Genomic DNA, 21796 nt, shown 5'->3' on the forward strand with positions numbered 1-21796 from the left:
GCGTCGAGAAGGCAAAGGATTGGGGGGTACTTCCATGAGCCTGACCGGAACCTTCGGCGTCTTCGGCGCCCTCGGCCAGGCGGGGGTGAACAAGGCACTCACGACCCTGTTCACCGTCCGCCCGCACTACCTGCACTACGCCTCGCCGCCGTTCGTGTCCGCCAGTTCTCCGGCGGTCACGGCGATGAGCGCGATCCCGTTCCCCGGGGTGCCCGGCGGCATCCCGTGGGCGGTCGACTTCACCGTCCCGCACGTCGACCTGTTCCCGGCCGACAGCGCGCTGCCGGCGCCGCTGGGCCTGGGCCCGAACCAGTTCGCGGTCGCGACCGCGGCCACCATCACCGTCGGCTGCCTGCGCGACGACCCCAAGGACGACCGGCACCGGACGGTGACGCCGGTGCGCACGACGCTCGACGTGGTCGCGGTCGGCCACCCGAGCGCCCGGTACTTCTCGCCCGGCGTCGGCGACGTCTCGCTCGTCGTCGACCAGGTGGCCATCGAGAAGGTCGAGCCGCCGTCGCTGGACGGGCTGCTCGAATGCCTGGTCCGCACGCTGCTCAACGGCGCGCTGAGCCAGGTCCGGCTGCCGTTCGACCTCATCGACGGCGGGTTCTTCAAGCTCGTGCTGCAGTCCGGCCCGGCCGTCGCGGACGACCGGCTCGAGGTGTGGGGAGGGGTGGCCTGATGGCGACCGACATCATCGCCGCGGTCGACGAGGCCGCCGCGAACGTCCTGCTGCAGCGCGGGGAGCAGGCGCTGGGGACCCGCAGCGCCTCCGGCTCGGCCGCGCTGGGCCCGTTCGGCGCCGCCTACAGCGCCTCCGCGAACCTGACCGGCGGCGTGCTGCGGCTCGTCGCTCCCGGTACCGCCGCCGTCGACGACGTCGCGGTGCACTACACGCTGTCGCTGAAACTCACGCTCGACCTGAGCTTCCTCGACTTCTGCCTGCCGCGGATCTGCATCCCGACGCCGTTCGGCGACATCTGCACGCCGAAGATCTGCCTGGGCTTCCCGACCATCACCGTGCCGGTGTCGTTCTCCAGCACCGCGGTCGTCTCCGCCGACTTCGGCCTGTCGGTCACGCTCGCCGGCGGCGACTGGGTGGTCGCGCTCGTCATCCAGCAGGTGCGCAAGCTCGACCTCGGCGCCGCCGCGACCGCGCTGGTGCTGGCGATCGGCGGCGCGGTCGCCGCGGCCGTCGCCGCCGTGCCGTTCATCGGCCCGCTGCTCGCCCTGGCCGTCGGCGTCATCATGGCCGCGTTCGGCGTCGCGTCGATCGCCGGCCTGCTCGGCACTGTCGTCAACCTGTTCGTCGCCGGCCTCACCATCGAGCTGACCCGCCGTTCGCAGGTCATCACCCTGCCGGCCGCCGGCCCGAACGACCCCGCCGTGCCGTTCACCATCGCCGCGCTCGCGGCGGAGGTCCAGTCCACCGGCGAGGACGAGCTCGTCCTCAGCGCGGACCTGTGAGGAGAGGCCGATGCACACGCTCGACAGCAGGTTCCTCAACCTGACGAACTGTTTCTCGTACCGTTTCAGCGCGCCCGGCACCTTCCGCTACGACCTGTCGCCGCTGCCGACCGGCCTCGCCGACGAGGACGACGACGCGCGTGCGATCGTCGTGGCCGACCGGGAGGGCGGCACGCAGCAGCAGCACCACATCACCGTGGCCCGGGTCGACGGCGAGCTGACCGCCACCCCGGCGCGGCTCGAGGTCAACCGGGGCGACCTCGTCACCTGGTCGACCGACGGCACCACCGGCACCGGCTTCGCGGTGCGCGGCGCGATCGGCAAGACCGTCGTGGACTCCGCCGCGCTGTGCGACGAGTCCGTCTACACCCACGCGTTCGGCCTGCCCGGCACGTACGAGTGGGCGGACGCCAACGGCAGCGGCCTGCGCGGCGTGGTCCGCGTCGCCGCGCCCGAGCCCCGGGCGCAGAAGGCGAACGGGCGGCGCACGCAGTGGCAGCGGGCCCTGGCCCGCGGCACCCTGGTGCACGTCCGCGGCGCGGCGGCCGAGCCGGCCGAGGTCGAGATCCAGGTCGGCCAGACCGTGTTCTGGGCGGTCCAGGACGCCCCGGGCGTGACCATCACCGACGTGTCCCTGCTGCGCTGAACCGCCCGCCACCGCCCGGGCGGCCGTGGGTCGCCCGGACGGTGGCCGGCGCCGAGGTAGCCGTCGGCGCCGTACGGTGATGTGATTGAGCCGTGAGCGACTGGAACGCAAAGATCATCGACGAGTTTCGCGCCAACGGCGGCAAGGTCGGCGGCCCGTTCGAGGGCGGCACGCTGCTGCTCATCCACCATCTCGGCGCCCGCACCGGCACCGAGCGTGTCAACCCCGTGGCCTACCTGCCCGACGGCGACCGCATGGTGATCGTCGCCTCGGCCGGCGGCGCGGACAAGAACCCGGACTGGTACCACAACCTCAGCGCCAACCCCGACACGACCGCCGAGGTCGGCACCGACGTGCTCGACGTGCACGCCGAGGAGATCCTGGACGAGGACTACACCGCGACCTGGGAGCGCCTGGTCGCCCGGATGCCGGGCTTCGCCGACTACCAGACGAAGACCAGCCGGCGCATTCCCCTGATCGCGCTGACCCGGCGCTGACCCGGCCGGCGGCGTGCGCGGCGGTCACGGCCCCGGCTTCCTCGAACGCGTGGTCGGCCCGCTGGCCGCTGCCTACGCCGCCGAGGCCGCCGGGGCCTGACGCCGTGCTCGCTCAGCCGGTGGGGCGGCCGAACCAGCGGGCGAGGTGCGCGTCCAGGTCCCGCTGGTCGTCGCCGATCCAGGCGACGTGGCCGTCGGGGCGCAGCAGGACGCACGGAACGTCCAGGGCCGCCGTGGCGTCCGCGAGGTGGTCGACGCGGTCCGACCAGCCGCCCACGGCCAGGCCCTCGGTGCGGTCCAGCAGCAGGCCGCGGCCGCCGCGCAGGAGGTCGTAGAGGCGGCCCGGTTTGACGTCGATGTCGGGCAGGCGGCGGCCGAGCAGGTCGGGGCCGGCGCCGAAGTCGTAGCGCACGCCGATCGCGGTGATCTTCTCGAGCAGGTAGCGGTTCACCTCGTCGAAGTCCATCAACTCGGTCAGCAGGCGGCGCACGGCCTGCGGGCCCGGTCCGTCGGACAGCAGCTCCGTCTGGGCGCGGGTGTTGTCCAGCACGTCCGCGGCGACCGGGCGGCGTTCGGCCTCGTAGGTGTCCAGCAGGGCCTCGGGGGCCCAGCCGCGGACCTGCGCCGCCAGTTTCCAGCCGAGGTTGAAGGCGTCCTGGAGGCCCAGGTTCAGGCCCTGGCCGCCGATCGGCGGATGGATGTGGGCCGCGTCGCCGGCCAGCAGCACCCGCCCGACCCGATAGTGCTCGGCCAGCCGGGTGGCGTCCCCGAAGCGGGACAGCCAGCGCGGGGAGTGCACGCCGAAGTCGGCACCGGCGATGGCGTGCAGCCGTTCCCGGAAGTCCTCCAGGACCGGCGGTTCCGCGCGGTCGCTGACGCCCGCGGCGGGGATGACGACGCGGTAGACGCCTGGGCCGGCGGGCCCGAACATGACGCGCTTGTCGGTCTCGCGGATCTGCGCCACCCGGGCGACGATCTCCTCCCGCGGCGCGCTCGCCTCCAGCTCGCCCATCAGCGTGTCGTTGCGTGCGGGCTCGCCCGGGAAGCCGACGCCGAGCAGTTTGCGCACCGTGCTGCGCGCGCCGTCACAGCCGACGAGGTAGCGCGCCCGCAGCCGTTCGCCGCCGGCCAGCTCGACGGTCACCCCGTCGTCGTCCGGCTCGAAGCCGGCCACCGCACAGCCGCGCCGGACCTGCGCGCCCAGGGCGATCGCGTGCTCCTCGAGCAGCTGGACCACGGCCGGCTGCGGGATGCCCAGCAGGTAGGCGTGCGCGGAGTCCACGCGCTCGGGCGCGGGCTTGTCGATGGCGGCGAAGTAAGCGCCGGCCGGGCGCCGCCTTCCGCGTTCCAGCATGCCGTCCAGCAGCCCGCGCATGGCCAGCAGCTCGAGGCTGCGGATGTGCAGGCCGACGATGCGTACGAACGACGTGGGCTCGGTGTCCTGCTCCAGGACGACCACCCGCACATCGTGCCGCCGCAGCTCGGCGGCCAGCATCGCACCGGCCGGCCCGCAGCCGGCGATGATCACGTCAAATTCAGGGTCCATGGGTGTTGCCTTTCGGGAGTGCCTCGTGGGCGGGGCGCTCCCGGCGACACCTACGTCAGTCGCCCAGCCGTGACGGCCGGGGGAGCACCCACATCGCTACAGCGTTCATGGGGTCTCACCTCCTCGGGCGGCGTCACGGTCAGCTGCAAGGTACAAGCGCGGGGCCCGTCCCGTCCAGAGGGCAAATTTTTACAAAACCCCCTTGTTATCGATCGTCGCCATTGTTAGCTTCCTTTAGGGATCGACGAAGGTCGTTGACCCGTTCCGCGCGCCGCGCTCCCGCCAGAGCGCCGCTGCGAAGCATCCCCTCAGGAGGCGTGTCCCCATGCGTCCAAATGCCCTCAGGCGGGCCCTCTGTGCCGTGGCGGCCCTCGCCGCGGCCGTCGGGGCCGTCCAGCTCAGCGCCGTGGCCGGCGCCGGCGCGGCGGTGGCCGATCCCGCCGCCACCGTCAACACGCTCATCGGCTCCGCCAACTCCGGTGAGACCTTCCCGGGCGCCGACACCCCGTTCGGCATGGTGCAGTGGAGCCCGGAGAACACCCGCGGCGACCAGACCCGCACCCCGCAGCCGGGCGGCTACGACTACAACGTGACCCGCACGCGCGGCTTCAGCCTGACCCACATGTCGGGCACGGGCTGCGCCGGCGGCGCCGGGGACGTGCCGTTCCTGCCGTACCCCGCGACCGTGTCCTCCTCGCCCTCGTCGGACAGCACCGACGCGACCTACGCCAGCTCGTTCGCGCACGCGAACGAGACCGGCACCGCGGGGTACTACCGCGTCGGCCTCGACTCGGGCGTCGACGTGGAGCTGTCGGCGACCACGCGCACGGGCGCGGGCCGGTTCACCTACCCGGCCGGCAAGACCGCGTCGCTGCTCGTGCGCACGTCGAACTCCGAGGTCGGCTCCAGCGCCGCGACGACCACTGTGGACACCGCGAACCGGGTCGTCAGCGGATCCGTGACGAGCGGCAACTTCTGCGGCTACATCAACACCGAGGACCGGCGCAGCTACTACACGCTGTACTTCTACGCCGCCTTCGACAAGCCGTTCGCGAGCACGGGCACGTGGCAGGACGGCACGCTGTCGCCCGGCTCGACCAGCTCCAGCGGCGGCACCACCTACGGCACGTCCGGCTGGCCGCCGGCGGGCAGGGGCTCCGGCGCATACGTCTCCTTCGACACCAGCACCGGCGCGGCGGTCGGGATGCGGGTCGGCGTCTCCTACGTCAGCCTCGCCAACGCCAAGGCCAACCTGGACGCCGAGAACCCGGCCGGCACCGCGTTCGACACGGTGCGGACCCGCGCCCACGACGCCTGGAACGCCGAGCTGAACCGGGTCGCCATCACCGGCGGCACGAGCGCGCAGCAGGGCACGTTCTACACCGCGCTGTACCACTCCCTGCTGCACCCCAACGTGTTCAGCGACACCAACGGGCAGTACCGCGGCATGGACCAGCAGGTGCACGCCGTCGCCGGGGCGCAGCGGGCCCAGTACGCGAACTTCTCCGGCTGGGACGTGTACCGCGACCAGGTCCAGCTCGTCACGCTGCTGCGCCCCGACGTCGGCGCCGACATCGCCCAGTCGCTGCTCAACCAGGCGAGCCAGAACAACGGCGTGTGGGACCGCTGGACGCACAACCAGGGCGGCACGCACGTGATGACCGGCGACCCCGGCCACGCCGCGGTGGCGAGCATCTACGCCTTCGGCGGCACCACGTTCGACGCGCCCGGCGCGCTCACCTCGATGGTCCACGCCGCGACCACCGTCACCGCCGCCGACCTGAGCCGCACCGGCTGGAACGTCATGGTGGTCGGCGAGCGGCCGTCCCTGGACAAGTACCTGTCCATCGGCTACGTCCCCTCCGACGGCAACGCCTGGGGCGGCGCGGGGGAGACCCTCGAGGACGTGTCGGCCGACTTCGGCATCGCCCAGCTCGCCGGGCGCCTCGGCGACTCCACGAACGCCGCGCAGTTCCTGGGCCGCGCGCAGAACTGGAAGAACGTGTTCAACCCGGGGACCGGCTACATCCAGCAGCGCAACTCGGCCGGGGCCTGGCAGTCGTTCGACCCGGCGAGCTCCGACGGGTTCGCCGAGGGCAGCGCGGCGCAGTACACCTGGATGGTCCCCTTCAACGTCAACGGCCTGTTCGCGAAGATGGGCGGGGCGGCCACGGCGGCGGCCCGGCTCGACGGGTTCTTCCACAACAGCGACGGCAGCTGGGCGCTGTCCAACGCCGGCGGCACGAAGTCGGACCTGAGCAACGAGCCGTCCATCGGTACCCCGTGGCTGTACGACTTCGCCGGCCAGCCGTACAAGACGCAGCAGACCGTGCGCCAGGTCGTGAACACGCTGTGGTCGAACGGGCCCGGCGGCATCCCGGGGCAGGACGACCTCGGCGCGATGTCCGCGTGGTACGTGTTCGCGGCCATCGGCCTCTACCCGCTCGCGCCCGGCCGGGGCGAGCTCCTGCTGGGCAGCCCGCTGTTCGGCCAGGTCGCGATCCACCGCGGCAACGGCGCCACCATCACGATCAACGGCACCGGCGCGGCGACGAACGCGCCGTACATCCAGAGCGCGAAGCTCAACGGGGCCACGACCACGCGGCCGTGGCTGCCGGAGAGCGTGCTCGCGGCCGGCGGTACCGTCGACCTGACCCTCGGCACGACCGCGAACACCGCGTGGGGGAGCGCGGCCGCCGACGCCCCGCCGTCGTTCGACTCCGCGCCGCCGGCGTCGGCGAACCTGGCCCTGAACAAGCCCGCCACCGCCGACTCGTCCTGCAACGCCAACGAGGGCCCGGCCAAGGCGGTGAACGGCAGCGTCTCCGGCGGCACCAGCGACAAGTGGTGCTCGACGGGCGCGTCCAAGTGGTGGCGCGTCGACCTCGGGGCCAATGCCACCGTCAGGACCGTCACCATCCGCCACGCCGGCGCGGGCGGGGAGTCGGCGGCCTGGAACACCCGCGACTACGACGTGCAGGCGTCCACCGACGGCACCACGTGGACGACGATCGTGCAGGCCCGCGGCAACACCGCGAGCGTGACCACGCACGGGGTGAACGTCTCGGCGCGGTACCTGCGGCTCAACGTCATCGCCGCGGAGCAGTCGGGCACCGGCGGCGCCGCGCGGATCTACGAGTTCGAGGCGTACGGCTGAGCGCCGATAGGGAATGAAACCGAGGCGGTGGCCGGCCGCCTGCGGGACCTCGCCGCCTCCGGGGCGGTGCCCGTGGGCGGCCGGCTGCCGGACGAGCTCGAGGCGCTCAGCCGGCCGTGAAGGCGACCAGCGAGTGGATGTACCGCGCCGCCGCCGGCACGTGGCGCGCCCGCGTCTCGGCCATGAGCCGGTCCAGCTCCGGCCGCGGCCAGCCCGCCGGTAGCAGCGCGGCCGGCAGGCCCGGGTCCTGGATCAGGTCCACGTAGACCGGGTTGAGCAGGCCCGCCAGGCGGACGAGGGCGTCGGGGCCGGTGGGCGGCGGCCCGGCGGCGGCCAGGGCCCCGGCGAGCACGGCCACGTGCCGGGCCAGGCCGCCGGCGACGGCGTCAAGGTTCCAGGCCGTCCGCGCGACCGCGGCCGCGTCGGCGACCGGCAGGCCGAGGGTCGCGGGCTGCACCCGGCAGTCCGGCGGCGCCTCGGCGAGCACGCCGGCCAGGTCGCCGGCGAGGTCGCGGACCGCGATCAGCACGCCCTGCTGCATGATGCCGAAGCCGGCGAGCTGCGCGAGGCGGCGCAGGCGGTCCCGGTAGGCGCGCCGGGCCTCGGGCACCTGGTAGAGCAGCGCGTGGAAGTGGCCGGGCCAGGGCGGGGGCGGGCCCGGCCGCTCCCCGCTGCGCAGGCGGCGGAACGCGTCCGCGAACGGCCCGGCGAGCCGGTACAGCCCGCCCCGCCCCTGCCGCCGCACGGCCAGCTGACCGTCATCGCGCATCCGGGCGAGCAGGCCGCGCGCCGCGACCGCGGACATCCCGAGGTCGCCCAGCACGCCCACCAGCACCGTGCCCGGCAGCTCGTCGGCCCCGGCGGCGCCGAACACGAACGGCACCAGCCCCACCTTCGCGCTGCGCCGGGGTGGCCCGGCATCGGCCGGTGATGTTAGGTTTACGTTCACGGTCGTGAGCTCCTCCGTAACAATTGAAGGGTACCCCTCCATGAGTCAACCCGCCGGTCGCCGCGCGATGCTCACCGGTTTCCTGCTCACCGCGGTCTTCGACGTGGGCCTGGCGCTCGTCGCGTTCTCCGTGGCGGAGCGGCTGGGCGCCGGCGACCGCATCGCCTACCTGGTCTCCGGCATCGGCCCGCTGACGATGATGGCCATCACCTGGATCCGGGCGCGCACGCTCAGCGGCGCCTCGGCCGTCATCCTGCTGTTCCTGCTGCTGTCGTCCGCGGCGACCCTGTTCGGCGGGGCCGACCAGCGGCTGCTCATCGCCAAGGACTCGCTGGTGACCGGCGGGTTCGGCGCGGTGTGCCTGCTGTCGCTGCTGCTGCCGCGCCCGCTGATGTTCTACTTCGGCGCGAAGTTCGCCACCGACGGCACCCGCGAGGGGATGCGGCACTGGTCGAGCCTGTGGCAGTACCCGGACTTCCGCGCCTCGCAGTATCGCATCACCATCGTCTGGGGCCTCGGCTTCCTGCTCGAGGCGGCGCTGCGGATCGCGGCCGCGTACGGCATCGACGACTTCGAGCTCGCCAACACCGTGGCCACGCTGCTGCCCTTCGCGTTCCTGGCCGCGCTGATCGGGTACTCGATCCGCACCGGCATGCGGGCCCGGGCGGCCGGCCTGGCCCGCGCTCGCGCCGCGGCCGAGAGCCTGGCGACGGCCCCGGCCGTGGGCACGGCGTGAACACGGCCGCCGATCGGCTGGGCTTCCTGCTGGGGCACTGGCGCGGGCGCGGCTGGACCGCGGTGGGCCCCCGGACCGTCGAGTTCGACCAGGAGGAGGTGGTCCGTGCGGTACTCGGGGGCGCGCTGGTCACCGTCGAGGGGTGCGCCACGGCGCCGGGCGACCGGGACGACGTGCGCTTCACCGCGTTCGCCGTGGCGCGCTTCGACGCCGAGGCCGGCGGCTGCACCTGGCGGGCCTACTCGGCCGGCGGCTGCGTGGAGGTGCCGCTGGAGGTCGGCCCGGGCTCGTTCGGCTGGGGCTACGAGGTCGCGCCCGGCGTGCCGGTCCGCTTCGAGGCCACGATCGAGGGCGACACCTGGCGGCAGGCCGGGTTCACCGGGACGGATCGGCGGCAGACGTTCGCCATGGAGCTGACCCGCACGGGAACCCGGCCCTGACCGCTCAGCAGGCGGTGAGCCGGCCGGGCAGCGGGGTCCAGTCCTCGACCCAGTCGCCGGACGACGTGGTGCCGAGGGCGTGGAGGATGACGTAGTACTTCGTGCCGGACGTCAGCCCGCTCGGCACCTCCAGCCGGTTCCCGATCACCTTCGAGCGCGCGGCCTCGACGGTCGGGCTCGGCGTGCTCGGCGACAGCAGGTCGTTGCTGCTGTACACGTCGTCGGTGGACAGGTACATGCGCACGCTGATGTCGTCGGCCGTGTCGGTGGAGTAGTTCGCCATGACGTACCACGCATAGACGTTGTCGCCCGCGCAGACCGTTGTCGAGCCGGCGTTCGGGCCGCCCACGCCGCAGTACGCGGTGGCGAGCGCGCCGGTCGAGATGGCGCTGCCGCGGCTCGGGCTGCACACCCACACCTGGTCGGCCGCGCCGGACGTGATGCGGTTCCGGTCGTACCAGGTGGTGAGGAGCGCGATCTCGGACCGGTCGCCGGACGCCGGGTACAGGTCGCGGAGCGCGCGGACGTCGTCGGGCAGCGGCTTGATGGCGTCGGCCATGTCGCCGCCGCCGCCCGCCCACGGGTACCAGCCGCCGTTCATGAACGAGTACGAGTCGGCCGAGTGGTCCAGTCCGAACGCGTGCAGCAGCTCGTGCATCATGACCGGCCGGAACCAGAACGCGCCCGAGGAGTCGGTGTCGGTGGCCGTGTAGTAGTTCGACGGCGTGCCGAAGTTCCAGTCCAGCAGGCTCTTGTCCTCGAAGGTGATGCGCACCTCGTCGTACTCGCACGACGCGTCGGGCAGGTACTTCGCGCTGGCCCGGGCCACGCCGCTCGTGTCGACCTCGTTCGGGTCGTCGGTGAATCCGATGTGGATGGTCGGGCTGGTGTCGTTGAACGGCGTGTTCGCCTCGTACGGCTCGACGTTGTTGTTGATGCCGGACGTGTCGACCGACGCGGTGGTCCCGCCCATCGCGTTGAACTCGCGCATGACGTCGTACACGGCCGCGTCGAGGTCCCCGAGGTCGCTCGCGTTCCAGCCGGCGGCGAAGAACTCGTTGATGTGGATGTAGTACTTCGGGTTCGGGTCCGGGGTCGACCACTTGCCCGGGGTACACCCGTTGCTGGTCTTGTAGTGATAGGCCTGCGCGGGCACGGCGCTGCCCGCGACCGCGATCGCGGCGACGCCTGCGATGCAGATGATTCGCCGGACGATGCTGTTCATGGTGCCCCCTCCGCGAGTTTGCTCGGTCACCTGCCGAGAGACACGCGGCCGGGCCGGAACCGTTCACCGTGGCGGCATCGGGTTCCCGACAGCTACCTTCCCGCGAAGGGGACCGACGCCGGCTCCGCCGGTGGGGCGGACGGGTGCCGCCACAGGCCACGGGCCTGCAGGACGGGCAGCACGCCCTCGCCGAACCAGTACGCCTCCTCCACGTGCGGGTAGCCGGACAGGATGAACTCGGTGATGCCGAGGCGGTGATACTCCTCGATGCGGTCGGCCACCTCCGCGTGGCTGCCGGAAGGCGACCAGGAACTTGAGCCGCTGGGTCGCCGCCACCAGCATCGCCGTGGTCAGCCACGCGTCCTCGCACCACAGCCCGGTCGGCGTGAGCGCGCCCTCGAAGCCGAGCTGCTCGGCGGTGCGGGCGATCTGGCCGAGGTACGCCACCGTGACGGGGCGGACCCCGCCGGCCGCGCCGGGCTGGGCGCCGTGCCCGCCGGCGACGATGTCGCGGCCGTCGCCGTTCGTGGGCAGGAACCAGTGGAAGGTGAGGGTCACGTGCTAATCCTAGTCAACCGGTAGGGCATGTGGGTATAGTGCCGGGGCAAAGGATTCACGAACCACTATCGGGAAGTCATCGATGCGTCTACGGACCGCCCTGGCCGGCGTCCTGCTGCTGCTCGCCACCACGCTGACGGCCGGTTGCGCCAAGGGTGACGAGCCGGCCGCGGCCGCGGCCGACGAGCCGCTGCGCATCGGCTACCAGCGCTTCGGCGGCCTGAGCCTGGTCAAGGCCCGCAAGGCCGAGGCGCCCGGCACGACCTGGAACCTGTTCGAGAGCGGGCCGGCCCTCACCGAGGGCACCAAGGCGGGCGCGATCGACATCGGCCAGGTCGGCGAGGCGCCCCCGATCTTCGCGGCCGCGGGCAGGATCGACTTCAGGATCATCGGTACCTCGCAGCCGGTGCCCAAGGGCGAGGCGGTGCTCGTCAAGGCCTCCCGCGGGTACACCTCGTTCAAGGACCTGAAGGGCAAGAAGGTCGCACTGAACAAGGGCTCCAACGTCAACTGGCTGCTCGTGAAGCTCCTCGCGGCCAACGGGATGACCATCAAGGACATCGACGTGCAGTACCTCAAGCCCGCCGACGCCCGCCCCGCCTTCGACAACGACCAGGTCGACGCCTGGATCATCTGGGACCCGTACTTCGCCCTCGCCGAGAACGCCGGCGTCAAGGTGCTCGTCGACGCCACGGGCCTGGCGAACAACCGCGAGTACCTGCTCGTCTCGCCGCAGGCCCTCAGGTCCAAGAGCGCGAAGATCCGCGAGTTCCTCAAGACCTACCGCGAGGTGACCGACTGGGGCATCGCCAACCCGGCCGAGCGCGTCAAGATCCTCGCCCCCGAGCTCGGCATCCCCGAGGACGTCGCCGGCCGGGCCCTGCAACGCAGCGCCCAGCCCCTGGCCGCGATCAGCCCGCAGATCGGCGACGAGCTGCAGCAGATCGCCGACGGCTTCACCGACCTGCAGCTCATTCCCGGCAAGGTCGACATGAGGTCCCGCGTCGACGAGCAGTACTCGGACCTGCTGCGATGACCCTGCTGGACCGGCGCCCGCGCACCGCCCGGGCCGTGGGCGCCGAGCCGCCGGCCGGGCGCGGCCGGGCCCGCCGGTGGCGGCGCGCCGTCACGCCGGTCCTGCTGGCCGCCGCGTGGGAGGGCGGCGCCCGCATCGGCCTGCTGGACACCGACAAGCTGCCCGCGCCCAGCACCGTGCTGGCGACCGGCTGGCGGCTCGCCGCCGACGGCACCCTCGGCGGCTACCTGCTCGACTCGCTGCAGCGGGCGGCGCTGGGCCTGCTCATCGGCGGCCTGCTCGGCCTCGCCCTCGGCGCGGTGGCCGGGCTGCTGCGCCTCGGCGACGACCTCGTCGACCCGACCGTGCAGATGGCCCGGATGCTGCCCCATCTCGGGCTCGTGCCGCTGCTCATCATCTGGGTCGGCATCGGGGAGTCGCTGAAGGTGACGCTGGTGGGGCTGGGAGCGTTCTTCCCGGTGTACCTCAACACGTACGCCGGCATCCGCGGCATCGACGAGCGCCTGGTCGAGGCCGCCCGCGCCTGCGGCCTCACCCCGCTGGAACGGGTGCGGCACGTCGTCGTCCCGGGCGCGCTGCCCTCGCTGTTCCTCGGCCTGCGCTTCGCCTTCGCCGCCTGCTGGCTCAGCCTCGTCGTGGGCGAGCAGGTCAACGGCCAGGGCGGGCTCGGCTTCATGATGATGGAGGCGCGCGAGTTCAGCCAGACCGACGTGGTGGTGCTGGGCCTGCTCGTGTACGCGACCCTCGGCCTGCTCTCCGACCTCGCGCTGCGCTACGGCGAGAGGAGGCTCCTGGCATGGCACCGGGGACTGCGGGCGACGTGACCACCGCGACGGCGGTCCGCCGCGCGTTCGGCGCCACCGTCGTGCTCGACGGCGTCGACCTGACCATCGCCCGGGGCGAGGTGGTGGCGCTGCTGGGCGCGAGCGGCTCCGGCAAGAGCACCCTCCTGCGCGTCCTGGCCGGGCTCGACGCCGAGGCTTCCGGGGTGTACCGCACCGAAGGCTCCACCGCCGTGGTCTTCCAGGAACACCGCCTCCTGCCCTGGAAACGGGTGGCGGCCAACGTGGCCCTCGGCGTGCGCGGCGCGGACCTGCCCGCACGCGTCCGCGAGGCCCTCACCGAGGTCGGCCTGGCCGACCGCGCCTCGGCGTGGCCGTTCGAGCTCTCGGGCGGCCAGGCCCAGCGCGTCGCGTTCGCCCGCGCTCTGGTGCGCCGCCCCGACCTGCTGCTGCTCGACGAGCCGTTCGGCGCCCTGGACGCCCTGACCCGCCTGAAGATGCAGGCCCTGTTCGGCCGGCTGCGGGCCCGCCACCGCTTCGCCGCCCTCCTCGTCACCCACGACGTCGACGAGGCGCTCCTGCTGGCCGACCGCATCCTCATCCTCGACGCCGGCCGCATCGCCGAGGATCGGCGCGTCGCCCTGCCCCACCCGCGCGCGGCGGACGCACCGGGCTTCGGCGCCGAGCGCCGCGCCCTCCTGGCCCGCCTGAACGTGCCGGCGTCACCGGAGGAGGCCTGAGCGCGGCCGGGCTCGCCCGGCTCGGTCGATCTTGCCGGCCTCGCCCGCGGAGGTTGAACGCCCGCCCGAGCGCGCCCGGCCGACCTGAGCGTCGGTACCGTGGCCGCATGGACGACCTGTCGCTGCCCGAGTTCGCCGACCCGCCCGCGGACCCGGTGGCGCTGCTGCGCACGTGGCTCGACGCCGCCGCCGGCCGGGGCATCGCCCTGCCGAACGCGATCGCCCTGGCCACCGCCGACGCCGCCGGCCGCCCGTCGAACCGCACCGTGCTCGTGCAGCACATCCGCCCCGACGGCCTCGTCTTCGGCACCCACACCGTGAGCCGCAAGGGCCGCGACCTGACCGCCAACCCGTACGCGGCGGCGACCTTCTTCTGGCGCGAGACCCTCCAGCAGCTCCACGTCGCCGGCCCGGTGCACCGCCTCGCGGACCCCGAGTCGGACGCCCTGTTCGCCGAGCGGGCACCGGTGGCCCGGGCGATGGCGGCCGCCTCGCGCCAGAGCGAGCCGCTGCGGGACGAGGCCGCCCTGCGCGCCCGCGCGGCCGAACTGGGCGCGGCGGGCCCGGCCGGGCGGCCGGACACCTGGGCCGGGTACCGCCTCGCCTTCGAGTCGATCGAGTTCTGGCACGACAGCACCGACCGCCTGCACCGCCGCCTGCGCTATGACCGCACCCCGACCGGCTGGACAACGGCCCGCCTGCAGCCCTGACCCCGCGGCCAGTGGTGTTGTACGTTTGTTCGATACGCTCTGAAGGCCGGCGCGGGGCTTCGCCGGGGAGTGGTTGGCGTCCGCGCGGTGGGTTCGGGATGATGGCGGCATGGTCGACGGGACGGACGTGCTGCCCTCCGCCGACGTGCTCGCGGTCCTCGACGCCGACCCGCAGGGGTGGGCCTTCGCCCGCGCGGTGCGCGGCGACGGCGGGGACATCGTCGACTTCCAGCTGCTCTACCTCAACGAGGCCGGGGCGCGATACCTCGGTCAGCCGCGCGAGGAGCTCGTCGGCGGGCGGTACCGGCAGCTGTGGCCCGACACCGTGAACGACAGCACGATCCCGTTGTACCGCAAGGTCGTCGAGACCCGCGAGCCCGTCTCCCGCACCGTCTACTACGACCGGCCCAGCGTGTCCGGGCACTTCGAGCTGTGGATCGGGCCCAGCGGCGACGGGTTCGCCGCGCGGTTCGTCGACCTGCGCGCCGTCACGCTCGGGCCGCAGTCGGCCGGTGGGACGCGGCTGTACGAGGTGCTCGACGCCGCCTTCGACGGGTTCACGCTCCTGCGCGCCCTGCGCGACGCGTCCGGGGCGGTGCACGACTTCGTCTGCGAGTACGTCAACCGCCCCGGCGCCGCGCTCACCGGGCGCAGTGTGGAGGAGACGATCGGGCGCCGCTGGAGCGAGCTCGCCGGCGGCCAGGTGCAGGTGCACGGCCTGATCGAGCGCTGGCGCGAGGTCGCCGAGTCGGGGCGGCCGTGGCAGGAGCAGCTGCGCTACGAGGACGTCGGCCAGGTGTGGCAGGTCGGCGCCGCGAACGCCGGGGCCGACGGGGTCGCCGTGTCGTTCCGCGACGTCACCGCGCTCGTCCACCAGCAGGAGCGGCTCGAGCAGAGCATGGCCGCGGCGCGCCGGGCGGCCGGGCGCAACGCCGCGCTGCAGGCGGTCACCACGGCGCTGGTCGCCGCGAGCACGGCCGCCGACGTGTACTCCGCGATCGGCGCCGTCCTGCGCCCGTCCGCCGGCGGCCAGGGCCTCGCGGTGCTGCTGCGCCGCGACGACCACCTGGTGCTGCAGTACCACGCCGGCTACGAACCGCTGGTGGTGCAGCGCCTGCAGGCGGTACCGCTGCAACATCCGTATCCGGCGACCGAGGTGGCGCGGACCGGCCGGGCCCGCTACCTCAACAGCCTGCAGGAGTTCGCGGCGGCGCAGTCCGGCGACGCCGCCCCGATCCCCAGCGGCGGCCGGCAGGCGTGGGCGTTCCTGCCCCTGGCCGCGGCCGGCGACGTGCTCGGCACCCTGGTCATCGGGTACGGCAGCCCGCGCGAGTTCGACGAGGCCGAGCGCGCCAACCTCGCCGCCTTCGCCGCGGTGTGCGCGCAGGCGATGCAGCGGGCGCTGCTGTTCGAGGCGCAGCTGTCCATCGCCGGTGAGCTGCAGCGGGCGCTGCTGCCCGCCGAGCTGCCGCAGGTGCCGGGGCTGCGCCACGCGGCCCGCTACCTGCCGTGGACGCACGGCGCCGACGTGGGCGGCGACTGGTACGACGTCATCCCACTCGGCGACGGCGTGGTCGCGGCCGTCATCGGCGACGTCGTCGGGCACAACGCCACCGCCGCCGCGGTCATGGGGCAGGTCCGCAACGCGCTGCGGGCCTACGCGGCCGAGCGGCACAGCCCGTCGGTGGTCATGCAGCGCGTGAACCGGCTCCTGCTCGACCTCGCCCCCGACGCCGTCGCCACCTGCGCCTACCTGGAGCTGCACCTGGCCGAGGGCACCGCGACCGCGGTCCTGGCCGGGCACCCGCCGCCCGTGATGCGCGCCGGCGGCGAGGCCGACATCCTGACCCTGCGCCCCGGGCCGCCGCTCGGTGTCAGCCCGGACATCGTCTACAGCGAGACCACGTTCCTCGTCCCGGGCGGGGCCGGGCTGCTGCTGTACACCGACGGGCTCGTCGAGGACCGCCGGTACCACCTCGACGACGGCCTCGCCGACCTGCGCAACGCCGTGCGCTCCGCCCCGCCCGGCGAGCCGGCCGCGGTGCTCGACCACGTGCTGAGCGCCGACGTCGGGCCGCAGCCGCGCTCCGACGACGTCGCCGTGGTCTTCCTCGCCGTCGACGAGCGCCCCGAGCCCGCCGACGGGTTCCGCCCGACCGCCCAGCGGCGCTTCCGCGGCGACGCCGTCAGCGCCTCGGCCGCCCGCCGCTTCGCCGCCGACGTGCTCACCGCGTGGGGCGAGCGCCGCATCGCCGACGACACCCTGCTGCTGCTCGACGAGGTCATCACCAACGCCATCCAGCACACCGTCGGGGCCGTCCTGGTGCGCCTCGAGCTCGGGGCCGACCGGCTGCGGGTCACCGTGGAGGACCGCAGCGAGCGGCTGCCGAACCCGCGCCCGGCCGGGGCCGACAGCGAGAACGGCCGCGGCCTGCTCATCGTGGCCTCGGTCGCGGTGGACTGGGGCACCTCGTCGATCCCCGCGGGAGGCAAGGAAGTCTGGTTCGAGGTCGCGCGCGCCCGGTGACGAGGGCTACGCTCTCGGTGAATGATCGAGCTCGGGGGATGAGTCTGTGTGGCCAGACGGGGCCGGACGGCGCGTGCGCAGCTCGCTTTCGAGCGCGGCTGGCACTACGCCCGCCGCGGGTCACGCCCGGGCTTCGGGGCCGTCGAGGACCGCTGGCGCGCCGCCGGGGCCGCCGTCGCCGACCTCGACCCGGCCGACGAGCTCACCGGCGCCGTCGAGCCGGCCGGGCGCCTCTTCACGCTGTTCGACACGACGGTGCTGGGGTCCTCCGCGGGGTACCGCACCGTCAGCGTCCTGCACCTGCCCGTCGCGCTGCCGCCGGTGGCGGTGATCCCCGACCCGGCCAACGGCGAGCCCAGCGCCGAGGGGCGTGTCGGCCCCGTGCCGCCCTGGGCCGCCCTCGCCTTCCAGCACCCGCCCGAGCTCGACGGCGCGCCGCCGGCGCGGCACCCCGCGTTCGCCGACGCCCTCGTGACCGGCGAGGTCCTCGACGTGACCCGCCGCTACGGGCTCCTCGGCTGGCGCATCGCCGGGCGCGACCTCGTCTGGGTCTCCCGCCCCGGCGATCGCCTCGCCCCCGACCGGATCGTGGCGCTCCTACCGGCCCTGGCCGCCCTCGCCGCCGTCCTCCCGCCGTCCGTCGTGCGCGTCTACGGCGTCGATCGCGACTGAGCGGTCCGGCCGCACCCAGGGCCGGCCGTCCGGCCGCTGTCCGTGGTGCGCGCCGGCGGTGTAGATCGCGATCGAGCGGATCCGGTCGCCGGACACCGTGAACGCGAGCAGCGCCGTGCCGGGCACCAGCAGCCCGGCCGACCCGTTCACGAGCACCGGCGTCGCCTGGACGGCCCGGCCCGCGAACAGCGCCGCCTCCCGCGAAACGTCCGCCGCCCCGCGCAGCGTCCGCAGGCCGCCCGGCGTCAGCGCCCGCAGCTCCAGCTCCGGGTCGAGCACCGCGACGAGCCCGTCGAGGTCGCCGTCGCGGGCCGCGGCCAGGAACGCCCCGACCACCCGCCGCTGCCGGCGCAGGTCCGGGTCGGGCACCGGCGCCTCCCGGGCCCGCCGCCGCCCGCGGCTGGCCAGCTGCCGCACCGCCGCCGGCGTCCGGTCCAGGATCGGCGCGAGCTCGTCGAACGGCACCCCGAACGCGTCGTGCAGCACGAACGCGACCCGCTCGGCGGGGGAGAGTGTGCCGAGCACGACGAGCAGGGCGATCCCCACGGCGTCCGCCTCGACGGCGGCCCGCTCCGGATCGTCGTCGGCCACGATCGGATCCGGCAGCAGCGGTACCTCCCGGCGCGCGCCGCGGGCCCGCAGCTGGTCGAGGCAGATGCGGGCGACAACGGTCCCGAGCCACTTGCGCGGATCCTGGATCGACGGCCCGGCCCGGCGGTACCGCAGCCAGCACTCCTGCACCGCGTCCTCCGCCTCGGCGCTCGACCCGAGCAGGCGGTAGGCGATCGCCTGCAGGTAGCTGCGGTACTCCTCGAAAACGAACTCCACGGTCACATCCTCGGCTCGGCACACGTCCTGATGGGAGACGAATCCGGGAGGCATACCGTGACCACGATCGAGATCGACCGACCGCCGGCCGAGGTGTACGCGTACGCGACCGACCCCGCCCGGTTCCCCGAGTGGCAGGCCGACGTCCGCCGCGTCGAGGTCCACGCGGACGGCCGCTTCACCACCGTCCGCCGCATCGCCGGCGCCGACCGCGGCATGTTGCAGCAGGTCACCGTGGCCGAGGCGCCGTGGCGCTGGGCGGCCCGGGCGGTCGGCGGCGCCGTGCGGCCCGAGGCGACGGTGACCGTGGAGCCGCTGGACGACGGCCGCCGCTCCCGCGTGACCTTCACCCTCGACTTCACCGCCGGGGGCGCGGCCGACCTGCTCCTCCCGGTGGTCCGCCGGCTGGCGGCCCGTGCGGCTCCGCGCAGCTACGCCCGGCTGAAGGCGCTCCTGGAGGGCTCGGCCTGATCGAGGCCGGCGACCATCGCGGCCAGGCCGTCGTTGACCTCGGGCACGGTGAGGAGCTCGGCCATCGTGGCCCGCAGCGCGTCGGCCTGCGGGCCCGGGCGGGACAGGGCCGCCTGCGCCCGCGTGTTGGCGAGCACCCGGACCGCGACCGGCCGCCGCTCCGCCTCGTACGTGTCCAGCAGCGCCAGCCCCTCGATGTCGATGTGCGGCCGCGCGGTCACGGCGCCGGTGGCGAGCGCGTTGAGCTCGGCCGCGCTCATCCGGGCCGGGTCGGAGCCGCCCGCCACCGCGGCGGGAGCGGCGGCGAGGACGTCGGCGCCGGGGGCCGGGGCCAGGCCGCGGATGGTCTCGGCCAGCTTCCAGCCCAGGTTGGTGGCGTCCTGCAGGCCCGTGTTGAGACCCTGGCCGCCCGACGGCCAGTGGATGTGCGCGGCGTCGCCGGCGAGCAGGACGCGGCCGCGGCGGTAGTGGGCGGCCAGCCGTGCGGCGTCGTGGTAGCGCGAGGTCCACTTCGGACTGTGCATGCCGTAGTCGGTGCCGGCCATCGCGGTGAAGACCGCACGGAACTCGTCGAACTCCAGGTCGCTGCCGGGCGCCGGGGCGGTGTACCGGTTCACCATGAGGCGGTGGTACCCGGGCTCGAGCTGCAGCGCGGTGAAGTCGCCCAGCGGCGTGCGCTGCTGGAAGATCACGCCGTCCGGCGGGGCGGCCAGCTTGACGTCGGCGAGCATGGAGCTCACCGTGGCGTCGGTGCCGTCGAAGGCGACGCCGAGCAGCCGGCGGATCGTGCTGCGGCCGCCGTCGCAGCCCACGACGTAGTCGCCGCGCAGGGTCTCGCCCGCGGCGGTGGTCACCTCGGCGTGGCCCTCGGCCTGGTGCACGGCCGCGACCTCGGTGTTCCAGCGCACCTCGGTGCCGTGCTCCCGCAGGTGCTCCTCCAGCAGGGCCTCGATGCGGGACTGGACCAGGCCCAGGACGTACGGGTACCTCGTGTCCAGGCGGCTGAGGTCCAGCCAGAGCCCGGCGAAGTGCGCGTAGGGAACCCGGCGGCCCGCGGCCACGAAACGGCCGGCGATCCCGCGCGACTCCAGGATCTCCATGCTCCGCGCGTGCAGCCCACCGGCCCGCGACTCGCCCATCCGGGCGGCGCGGCGGTCGAGCACCGTGACCGCGATGCCGTGCAGGCGCAGCTCGCTGGCCAGCCAGAGGCCGGTCGGGCCGGCGCCGACGATGATGACCATGTTCGTCCCCCAAGTCTCTCTAACGGCGTTAGAGAGCCCAGCATCCCTCTAACGCTGTTAGAGTGTCAAGGTGTGGCCATCAACCCGGGCGTGATCGCCCGCACAGGACTCGAGCTGCTCGGCGAGACCGGGCTCGACGGGCTCACGATGCGGCTCGTCGCCGACCGGCTCGGGGTGCGCCCGCCCACGCTGTACTGGCACGTCAAGAACAAGCAGCACCTGCTCGACGCCATGGCCGCGGTCATGTTCACCGACGCGATCGAGGGACTCCGGCCGCCCGCGGACGCCGCCGCGTGGCCGGACTGGGTCGCCACGCGCGCCCGGACGCTGCGCAAGGTCCTGCTGCGGTACCGCGACGGCGCCCGCGTCTTCGCCGGCACCTACCTGACCGGGCCCGACCTGCCGGCCGCGATGGAGCTGACCCTGCGGGTGCTCCTCGACGCCGGCTTCACGCTGCCCGACGCCGCCCGGGGCTTCGCCGCCGTGCTGCACTACACGGTCGGGCACACCATCGAGGAGCAGGCCCGCCTCGGCGCCGGGTACGAGCACAACCCGTACGACCCGAAGGCCCTGGCCGAGGCGTTCCGGCCGGATTTGTACCCGCTCGCCGCCCGCGCCGCCACCGAGGTCTTCCTCGGCCCCGACCCGGACACCGACTTCGACGCGGGCCTGGACTACATCCTCACCGGGATGGCGGCCAAGGCCGGACTATGATTCCAGCCGCACGGGCCGACCACGGACGGAGACTGCGGTGGCATCATCGGATTGGGCGGAACGCGTGGACACCACGGTCGCGCACCCGGCCCGGCGCTACGACTACTGGCTCGGCGGCAAGGACAACTTCGCGGCCGACCGCGAGTCCGGCGACGCGATCGCCGCGGCGTTCCCGGCGATCCGCACCGCCGTGGTGGAGAACCGGGCGTTCATGCGCCGGGTCGTGAAGGTGCTCGCCGAGCAGCACGGCATCCGGCAGTTCCTGGACATCGGCACCGGCATCCCGACCAGCCCCAACGTGCACGAGGTCGCGCAGGGCGTGGCGCCCGACGCCCGGGTCGTCTACGTCGACAACGACCCGATCGTGCTCGCCCACGCCCGGGCGCTGCTGACCAGCACGCCGCAGGGCGCGACCGCGTACGTCGACGCGGACCTGCGCGACCCGGAGCGGATCCTCGACGACCCCGCGCTCAAGGCCACCATCGACCTGAGCCGGCCGGTCGCGCTCATCCTCGTGGCGGTCGTGCACTTCCTGCCGGACGAGGACGAGCCCTACGACCTCGTCGCGCGGCTGCTGTCGGCCCTCGCGCCCGGCAGCTTCCTCGTCATGTCGCACGCCACGACCGACGGGCTCGCCCCGGAGCTCGCGGCGCAGATCCAGTCGGGCCGCCACGGGCCGGGCAAGCTGCGCAGCCGCGACGAGTTCGCGCAGTTCACGGCCGGGCTGGAGCGGCTGGAGCCCGGGATCGTGTCGGTGGCCGAGTGGCGCGCCGAGGCCGAGGCCGGGCCGCGGCCGACGTTCGACCAGGTCGCGGTGTGGGGCGCGGTTGGGCGCAAGGCCGCTGGGTAAG

The 21796-nt window shown here is 73.9% G+C and carries 21 protein-coding genes and 1 pseudogene; 16 read left to right on the plus strand and 6 right to left on the minus strand.

Going from position 1 to position 21796, the window contains the following annotated elements; genetic code table 11:
• Positions 1-34 precede the first annotated feature (34 nt).
• The 4 genes from AB0B76_RS32515 (at position 35) to AB0B76_RS32530 (ending at position 2613) form a co-directional block, all read left to right on the plus strand.
• Positions 35-685, plus strand: coding sequence for a hypothetical protein (locus tag AB0B76_RS32515; protein WP_360382583.1), 651 nt, complete (start codon positions 35-37; stop codon positions 683-685).
• The gene (locus AB0B76_RS32520; protein WP_360382584.1) at positions 685-1470 is read left to right on the plus strand and encodes a hypothetical protein; all 786 of its coding nucleotides are present in this window, start codon (positions 685-687) and stop codon (positions 1468-1470) included. The genes AB0B76_RS32515 and AB0B76_RS32520 overlap by 1 nt, the downstream gene beginning before the upstream one ends.
• 10 nt (positions 1471-1480) lie before the next feature.
• Positions 1481-2116, plus strand: coding sequence for a hypothetical protein (locus tag AB0B76_RS32525; protein ID WP_360382586.1), 636 nt, complete (start codon positions 1481-1483; stop codon positions 2114-2116).
• Positions 2117-2208: 92 nt separating this feature from the next.
• Positions 2209-2613: a nitroreductase family deazaflavin-dependent oxidoreductase gene (locus AB0B76_RS32530; protein ID WP_360382587.1), complete on the plus strand. Its 405-nt coding sequence runs from the start codon at positions 2209-2211 to the stop codon at positions 2611-2613.
• A gap of 112 nt (positions 2614-2725) precedes the next feature.
• On the opposite strand, the gene AB0B76_RS32535 is transcribed toward AB0B76_RS32530, so the two are convergent.
• Positions 2726-4159, minus strand: coding sequence for an FAD-dependent monooxygenase (locus AB0B76_RS32535; RefSeq protein ID WP_360382589.1), 1434 nt, complete (start codon positions 4157-4159; stop codon positions 2726-2728).
• Positions 4160-4484: 325 nt separating this feature from the next.
• Here AB0B76_RS32535 and AB0B76_RS32540 point away from each other — a divergent pair, with 325 nt between their 5' ends.
• Positions 4485-7316: a GH92 family glycosyl hydrolase gene (locus AB0B76_RS32540; protein ID WP_360382590.1), complete on the plus strand. Its 2832-nt coding sequence runs from the start codon at positions 4485-4487 to the stop codon at positions 7314-7316.
• Positions 7317-7422: 106 nt separating this feature from the next.
• Here the strand turns inward: AB0B76_RS32540 and AB0B76_RS32545 are convergent, their stop codons facing one another.
• A complete protein-coding gene (locus AB0B76_RS32545; protein ID WP_360382591.1) occupies positions 7423-8199 on the minus strand; it encodes a PaaX family transcriptional regulator C-terminal domain-containing protein in 777 nt (258 codons plus the stop codon).
• A 106-nt stretch (positions 8200-8305) separates the two neighbouring features.
• On the opposite strand from AB0B76_RS32545, the gene AB0B76_RS32550 reads away from it, so the two are divergent.
• Both AB0B76_RS32550 and AB0B76_RS32555 read left to right on the plus strand, forming a co-directional pair.
• Positions 8306-9001, plus strand: coding sequence for a VC0807 family protein (locus tag AB0B76_RS32550; RefSeq protein ID WP_360382593.1), 696 nt, complete (start codon positions 8306-8308; stop codon positions 8999-9001).
• Positions 8998-9441 carry a hypothetical protein gene (locus AB0B76_RS32555; protein ID WP_360382595.1) on the plus strand — a complete coding sequence of 148 codons (444 nt, stop codon included), beginning with the start codon at positions 8998-9000 and terminating at the stop codon, positions 9439-9441. Before AB0B76_RS32550 ends, AB0B76_RS32555 begins: the two co-directional genes overlap by 4 nt.
• Before the next feature lie 4 nt (positions 9442-9445).
• Here AB0B76_RS32555 and AB0B76_RS32560 read toward each other — a convergent pair whose 3' ends face one another.
• Entirely contained in the window at positions 9446-10666 is a 1221-nt protein-coding gene (locus AB0B76_RS32560; protein WP_360382596.1) for a hypothetical protein, read from the minus strand.
• Positions 10667-10758: 92 nt separating this feature from the next.
• Positions 10759-11224 (minus strand): annotated as a pseudogene (locus AB0B76_RS32565) (LLM class flavin-dependent oxidoreductase).
• Positions 11225-11306: 82 nt separating this feature from the next.
• Here AB0B76_RS32565 and AB0B76_RS32570 point away from each other — a divergent pair.
• From AB0B76_RS32570 to AB0B76_RS32595, 6 genes are all read left to right on the plus strand, one after another.
• On the plus strand, positions 11307-12260 hold the full coding sequence (locus AB0B76_RS32570) for an aliphatic sulfonate ABC transporter substrate-binding protein (protein WP_360382597.1): 954 nt from the start codon (positions 11307-11309) through the stop codon (positions 12258-12260).
• Entirely contained in the window at positions 12257-13084 is an 828-nt protein-coding gene (locus AB0B76_RS32575) for an ABC transporter permease (protein ID WP_360382598.1), read from the plus strand. The genes AB0B76_RS32570 and AB0B76_RS32575 overlap by 4 nt, the downstream gene beginning before the upstream one ends.
• Entirely contained in the window at positions 13057-13782 is a 726-nt protein-coding gene (locus AB0B76_RS32580) for an ABC transporter ATP-binding protein (RefSeq protein WP_360382599.1), read from the plus strand. Before AB0B76_RS32575 ends, AB0B76_RS32580 begins: the two co-directional genes overlap by 28 nt.
• Before the next feature lie 107 nt (positions 13783-13889).
• Complete coding sequence (gene phzG / locus AB0B76_RS32585) at positions 13890-14492, plus strand: phenazine biosynthesis FMN-dependent oxidase PhzG (protein ID WP_360382600.1); 603 nt, start codon at positions 13890-13892, stop codon at positions 14490-14492.
• 109 nt (positions 14493-14601) lie between these two features.
• Positions 14602-17019, plus strand: coding sequence for a SpoIIE family protein phosphatase (locus tag AB0B76_RS32590; RefSeq protein ID WP_360382601.1), 2418 nt, complete (start codon positions 14602-14604; stop codon positions 17017-17019).
• Between the two features lie 48 nt (positions 17020-17067).
• Complete coding sequence (locus tag AB0B76_RS32595) at positions 17068-17691, plus strand: hypothetical protein (protein WP_360382603.1); 624 nt, start codon at positions 17068-17070, stop codon at positions 17689-17691.
• Here AB0B76_RS32595 and AB0B76_RS32600 read toward each other — a convergent pair.
• On the minus strand, positions 17617-18519 hold the full coding sequence (locus tag AB0B76_RS32600; RefSeq protein WP_360382605.1) for a sigma-70 family RNA polymerase sigma factor: 903 nt from the start codon (positions 18517-18519) through the stop codon (positions 17617-17619). The two genes, AB0B76_RS32595 and AB0B76_RS32600, sit on opposite strands and share 75 nt — an antisense overlap.
• Positions 18520-18576: 57 nt before the next feature.
• Between AB0B76_RS32600 and AB0B76_RS32605 the strand changes: the two genes are divergently transcribed.
• A complete protein-coding gene (locus tag AB0B76_RS32605; protein ID WP_360382606.1) occupies positions 18577-18990 on the plus strand; it encodes an SRPBCC family protein in 414 nt (137 codons plus the stop codon).
• On the opposite strand, the gene AB0B76_RS32610 is transcribed toward AB0B76_RS32605, so the two are convergent.
• A complete protein-coding gene (locus AB0B76_RS32610) occupies positions 18951-20231 on the minus strand; it encodes an FAD-dependent monooxygenase (protein ID WP_360382608.1) in 1281 nt (426 codons plus the stop codon). The genes AB0B76_RS32605 and AB0B76_RS32610 overlap by 40 nt on opposite strands.
• Before the next feature lie 72 nt (positions 20232-20303).
• Here AB0B76_RS32610 and AB0B76_RS32615 point away from each other — a divergent pair, with 72 nt between their 5' ends.
• The gene (locus tag AB0B76_RS32615; protein WP_360382610.1) at positions 20304-20945 is read left to right on the plus strand and encodes a TetR/AcrR family transcriptional regulator C-terminal domain-containing protein; all 642 of its coding nucleotides are present in this window, start codon (positions 20304-20306) and stop codon (positions 20943-20945) included.
• A 37-nt stretch (positions 20946-20982) separates the two neighbouring features.
• Entirely contained in the window at positions 20983-21795 is an 813-nt protein-coding gene (locus AB0B76_RS32620) for an SAM-dependent methyltransferase (protein WP_360382612.1), read from the plus strand.
• Position 21796: the final 1 nt, after the last annotated feature.

Source organism: Dactylosporangium sp. NPDC049140, from assembly GCF_040648435.1.

What these genes read in the sequence shown, in the direction of transcription:
- AB0B76_RS32515 (WP_360382583.1), top strand. Translation starts at nt 35, where the DNA reads ATGAGCCTGACCGGAACCTTCGGCGTCTTCGGCGCCCTCGGCCAGGCG.
- AB0B76_RS32520 (WP_360382584.1), top strand. Translation starts at nt 685, where the DNA reads ATGGCGACCGACATCATCGCCGCGGTCGACGAGGCCGCCGCGAACGTC.
- AB0B76_RS32525 (WP_360382586.1), top strand. Translation starts at nt 1,481, where the DNA reads ATGCACACGCTCGACAGCAGGTTCCTCAACCTGACGAACTGTTTCTCG.
- AB0B76_RS32535 (WP_360382589.1), bottom strand. Translation starts at nt 4,159, where the DNA reads ATGGACCCTGAATTTGACGTGATCATCGCCGGCTGCGGGCCGGCCGGT.
- AB0B76_RS32540 (WP_360382590.1), top strand. Translation starts at nt 4,485, where the DNA reads ATGCGTCCAAATGCCCTCAGGCGGGCCCTCTGTGCCGTGGCGGCCCTC.
- AB0B76_RS32550 (WP_360382593.1), top strand. Translation starts at nt 8,306, where the DNA reads ATGAGTCAACCCGCCGGTCGCCGCGCGATGCTCACCGGTTTCCTGCTC.
- AB0B76_RS32560 (WP_360382596.1), bottom strand. Translation starts at nt 10,666, where the DNA reads ATGAACAGCATCGTCCGGCGAATCATCTGCATCGCAGGCGTCGCCGCG.
- AB0B76_RS32570 (WP_360382597.1), top strand. Translation starts at nt 11,307, where the DNA reads ATGCGTCTACGGACCGCCCTGGCCGGCGTCCTGCTGCTGCTCGCCACC.
- AB0B76_RS32575 (WP_360382598.1), top strand. Translation starts at nt 12,257, where the DNA reads ATGACCCTGCTGGACCGGCGCCCGCGCACCGCCCGGGCCGTGGGCGCC.
- AB0B76_RS32580 (WP_360382599.1), top strand. Translation starts at nt 13,057, where the DNA reads ATGGCACCGGGGACTGCGGGCGACGTGACCACCGCGACGGCGGTCCGC.
- phzG (WP_360382600.1), top strand. Translation starts at nt 13,890, where the DNA reads ATGGACGACCTGTCGCTGCCCGAGTTCGCCGACCCGCCCGCGGACCCG.
- AB0B76_RS32590 (WP_360382601.1), top strand. Translation starts at nt 14,602, where the DNA reads ATGGTCGACGGGACGGACGTGCTGCCCTCCGCCGACGTGCTCGCGGTC.
- AB0B76_RS32610 (WP_360382608.1), bottom strand. Translation starts at nt 20,231, where the DNA reads ATGGTCATCATCGTCGGCGCCGGCCCGACCGGCCTCTGGCTGGCCAGC.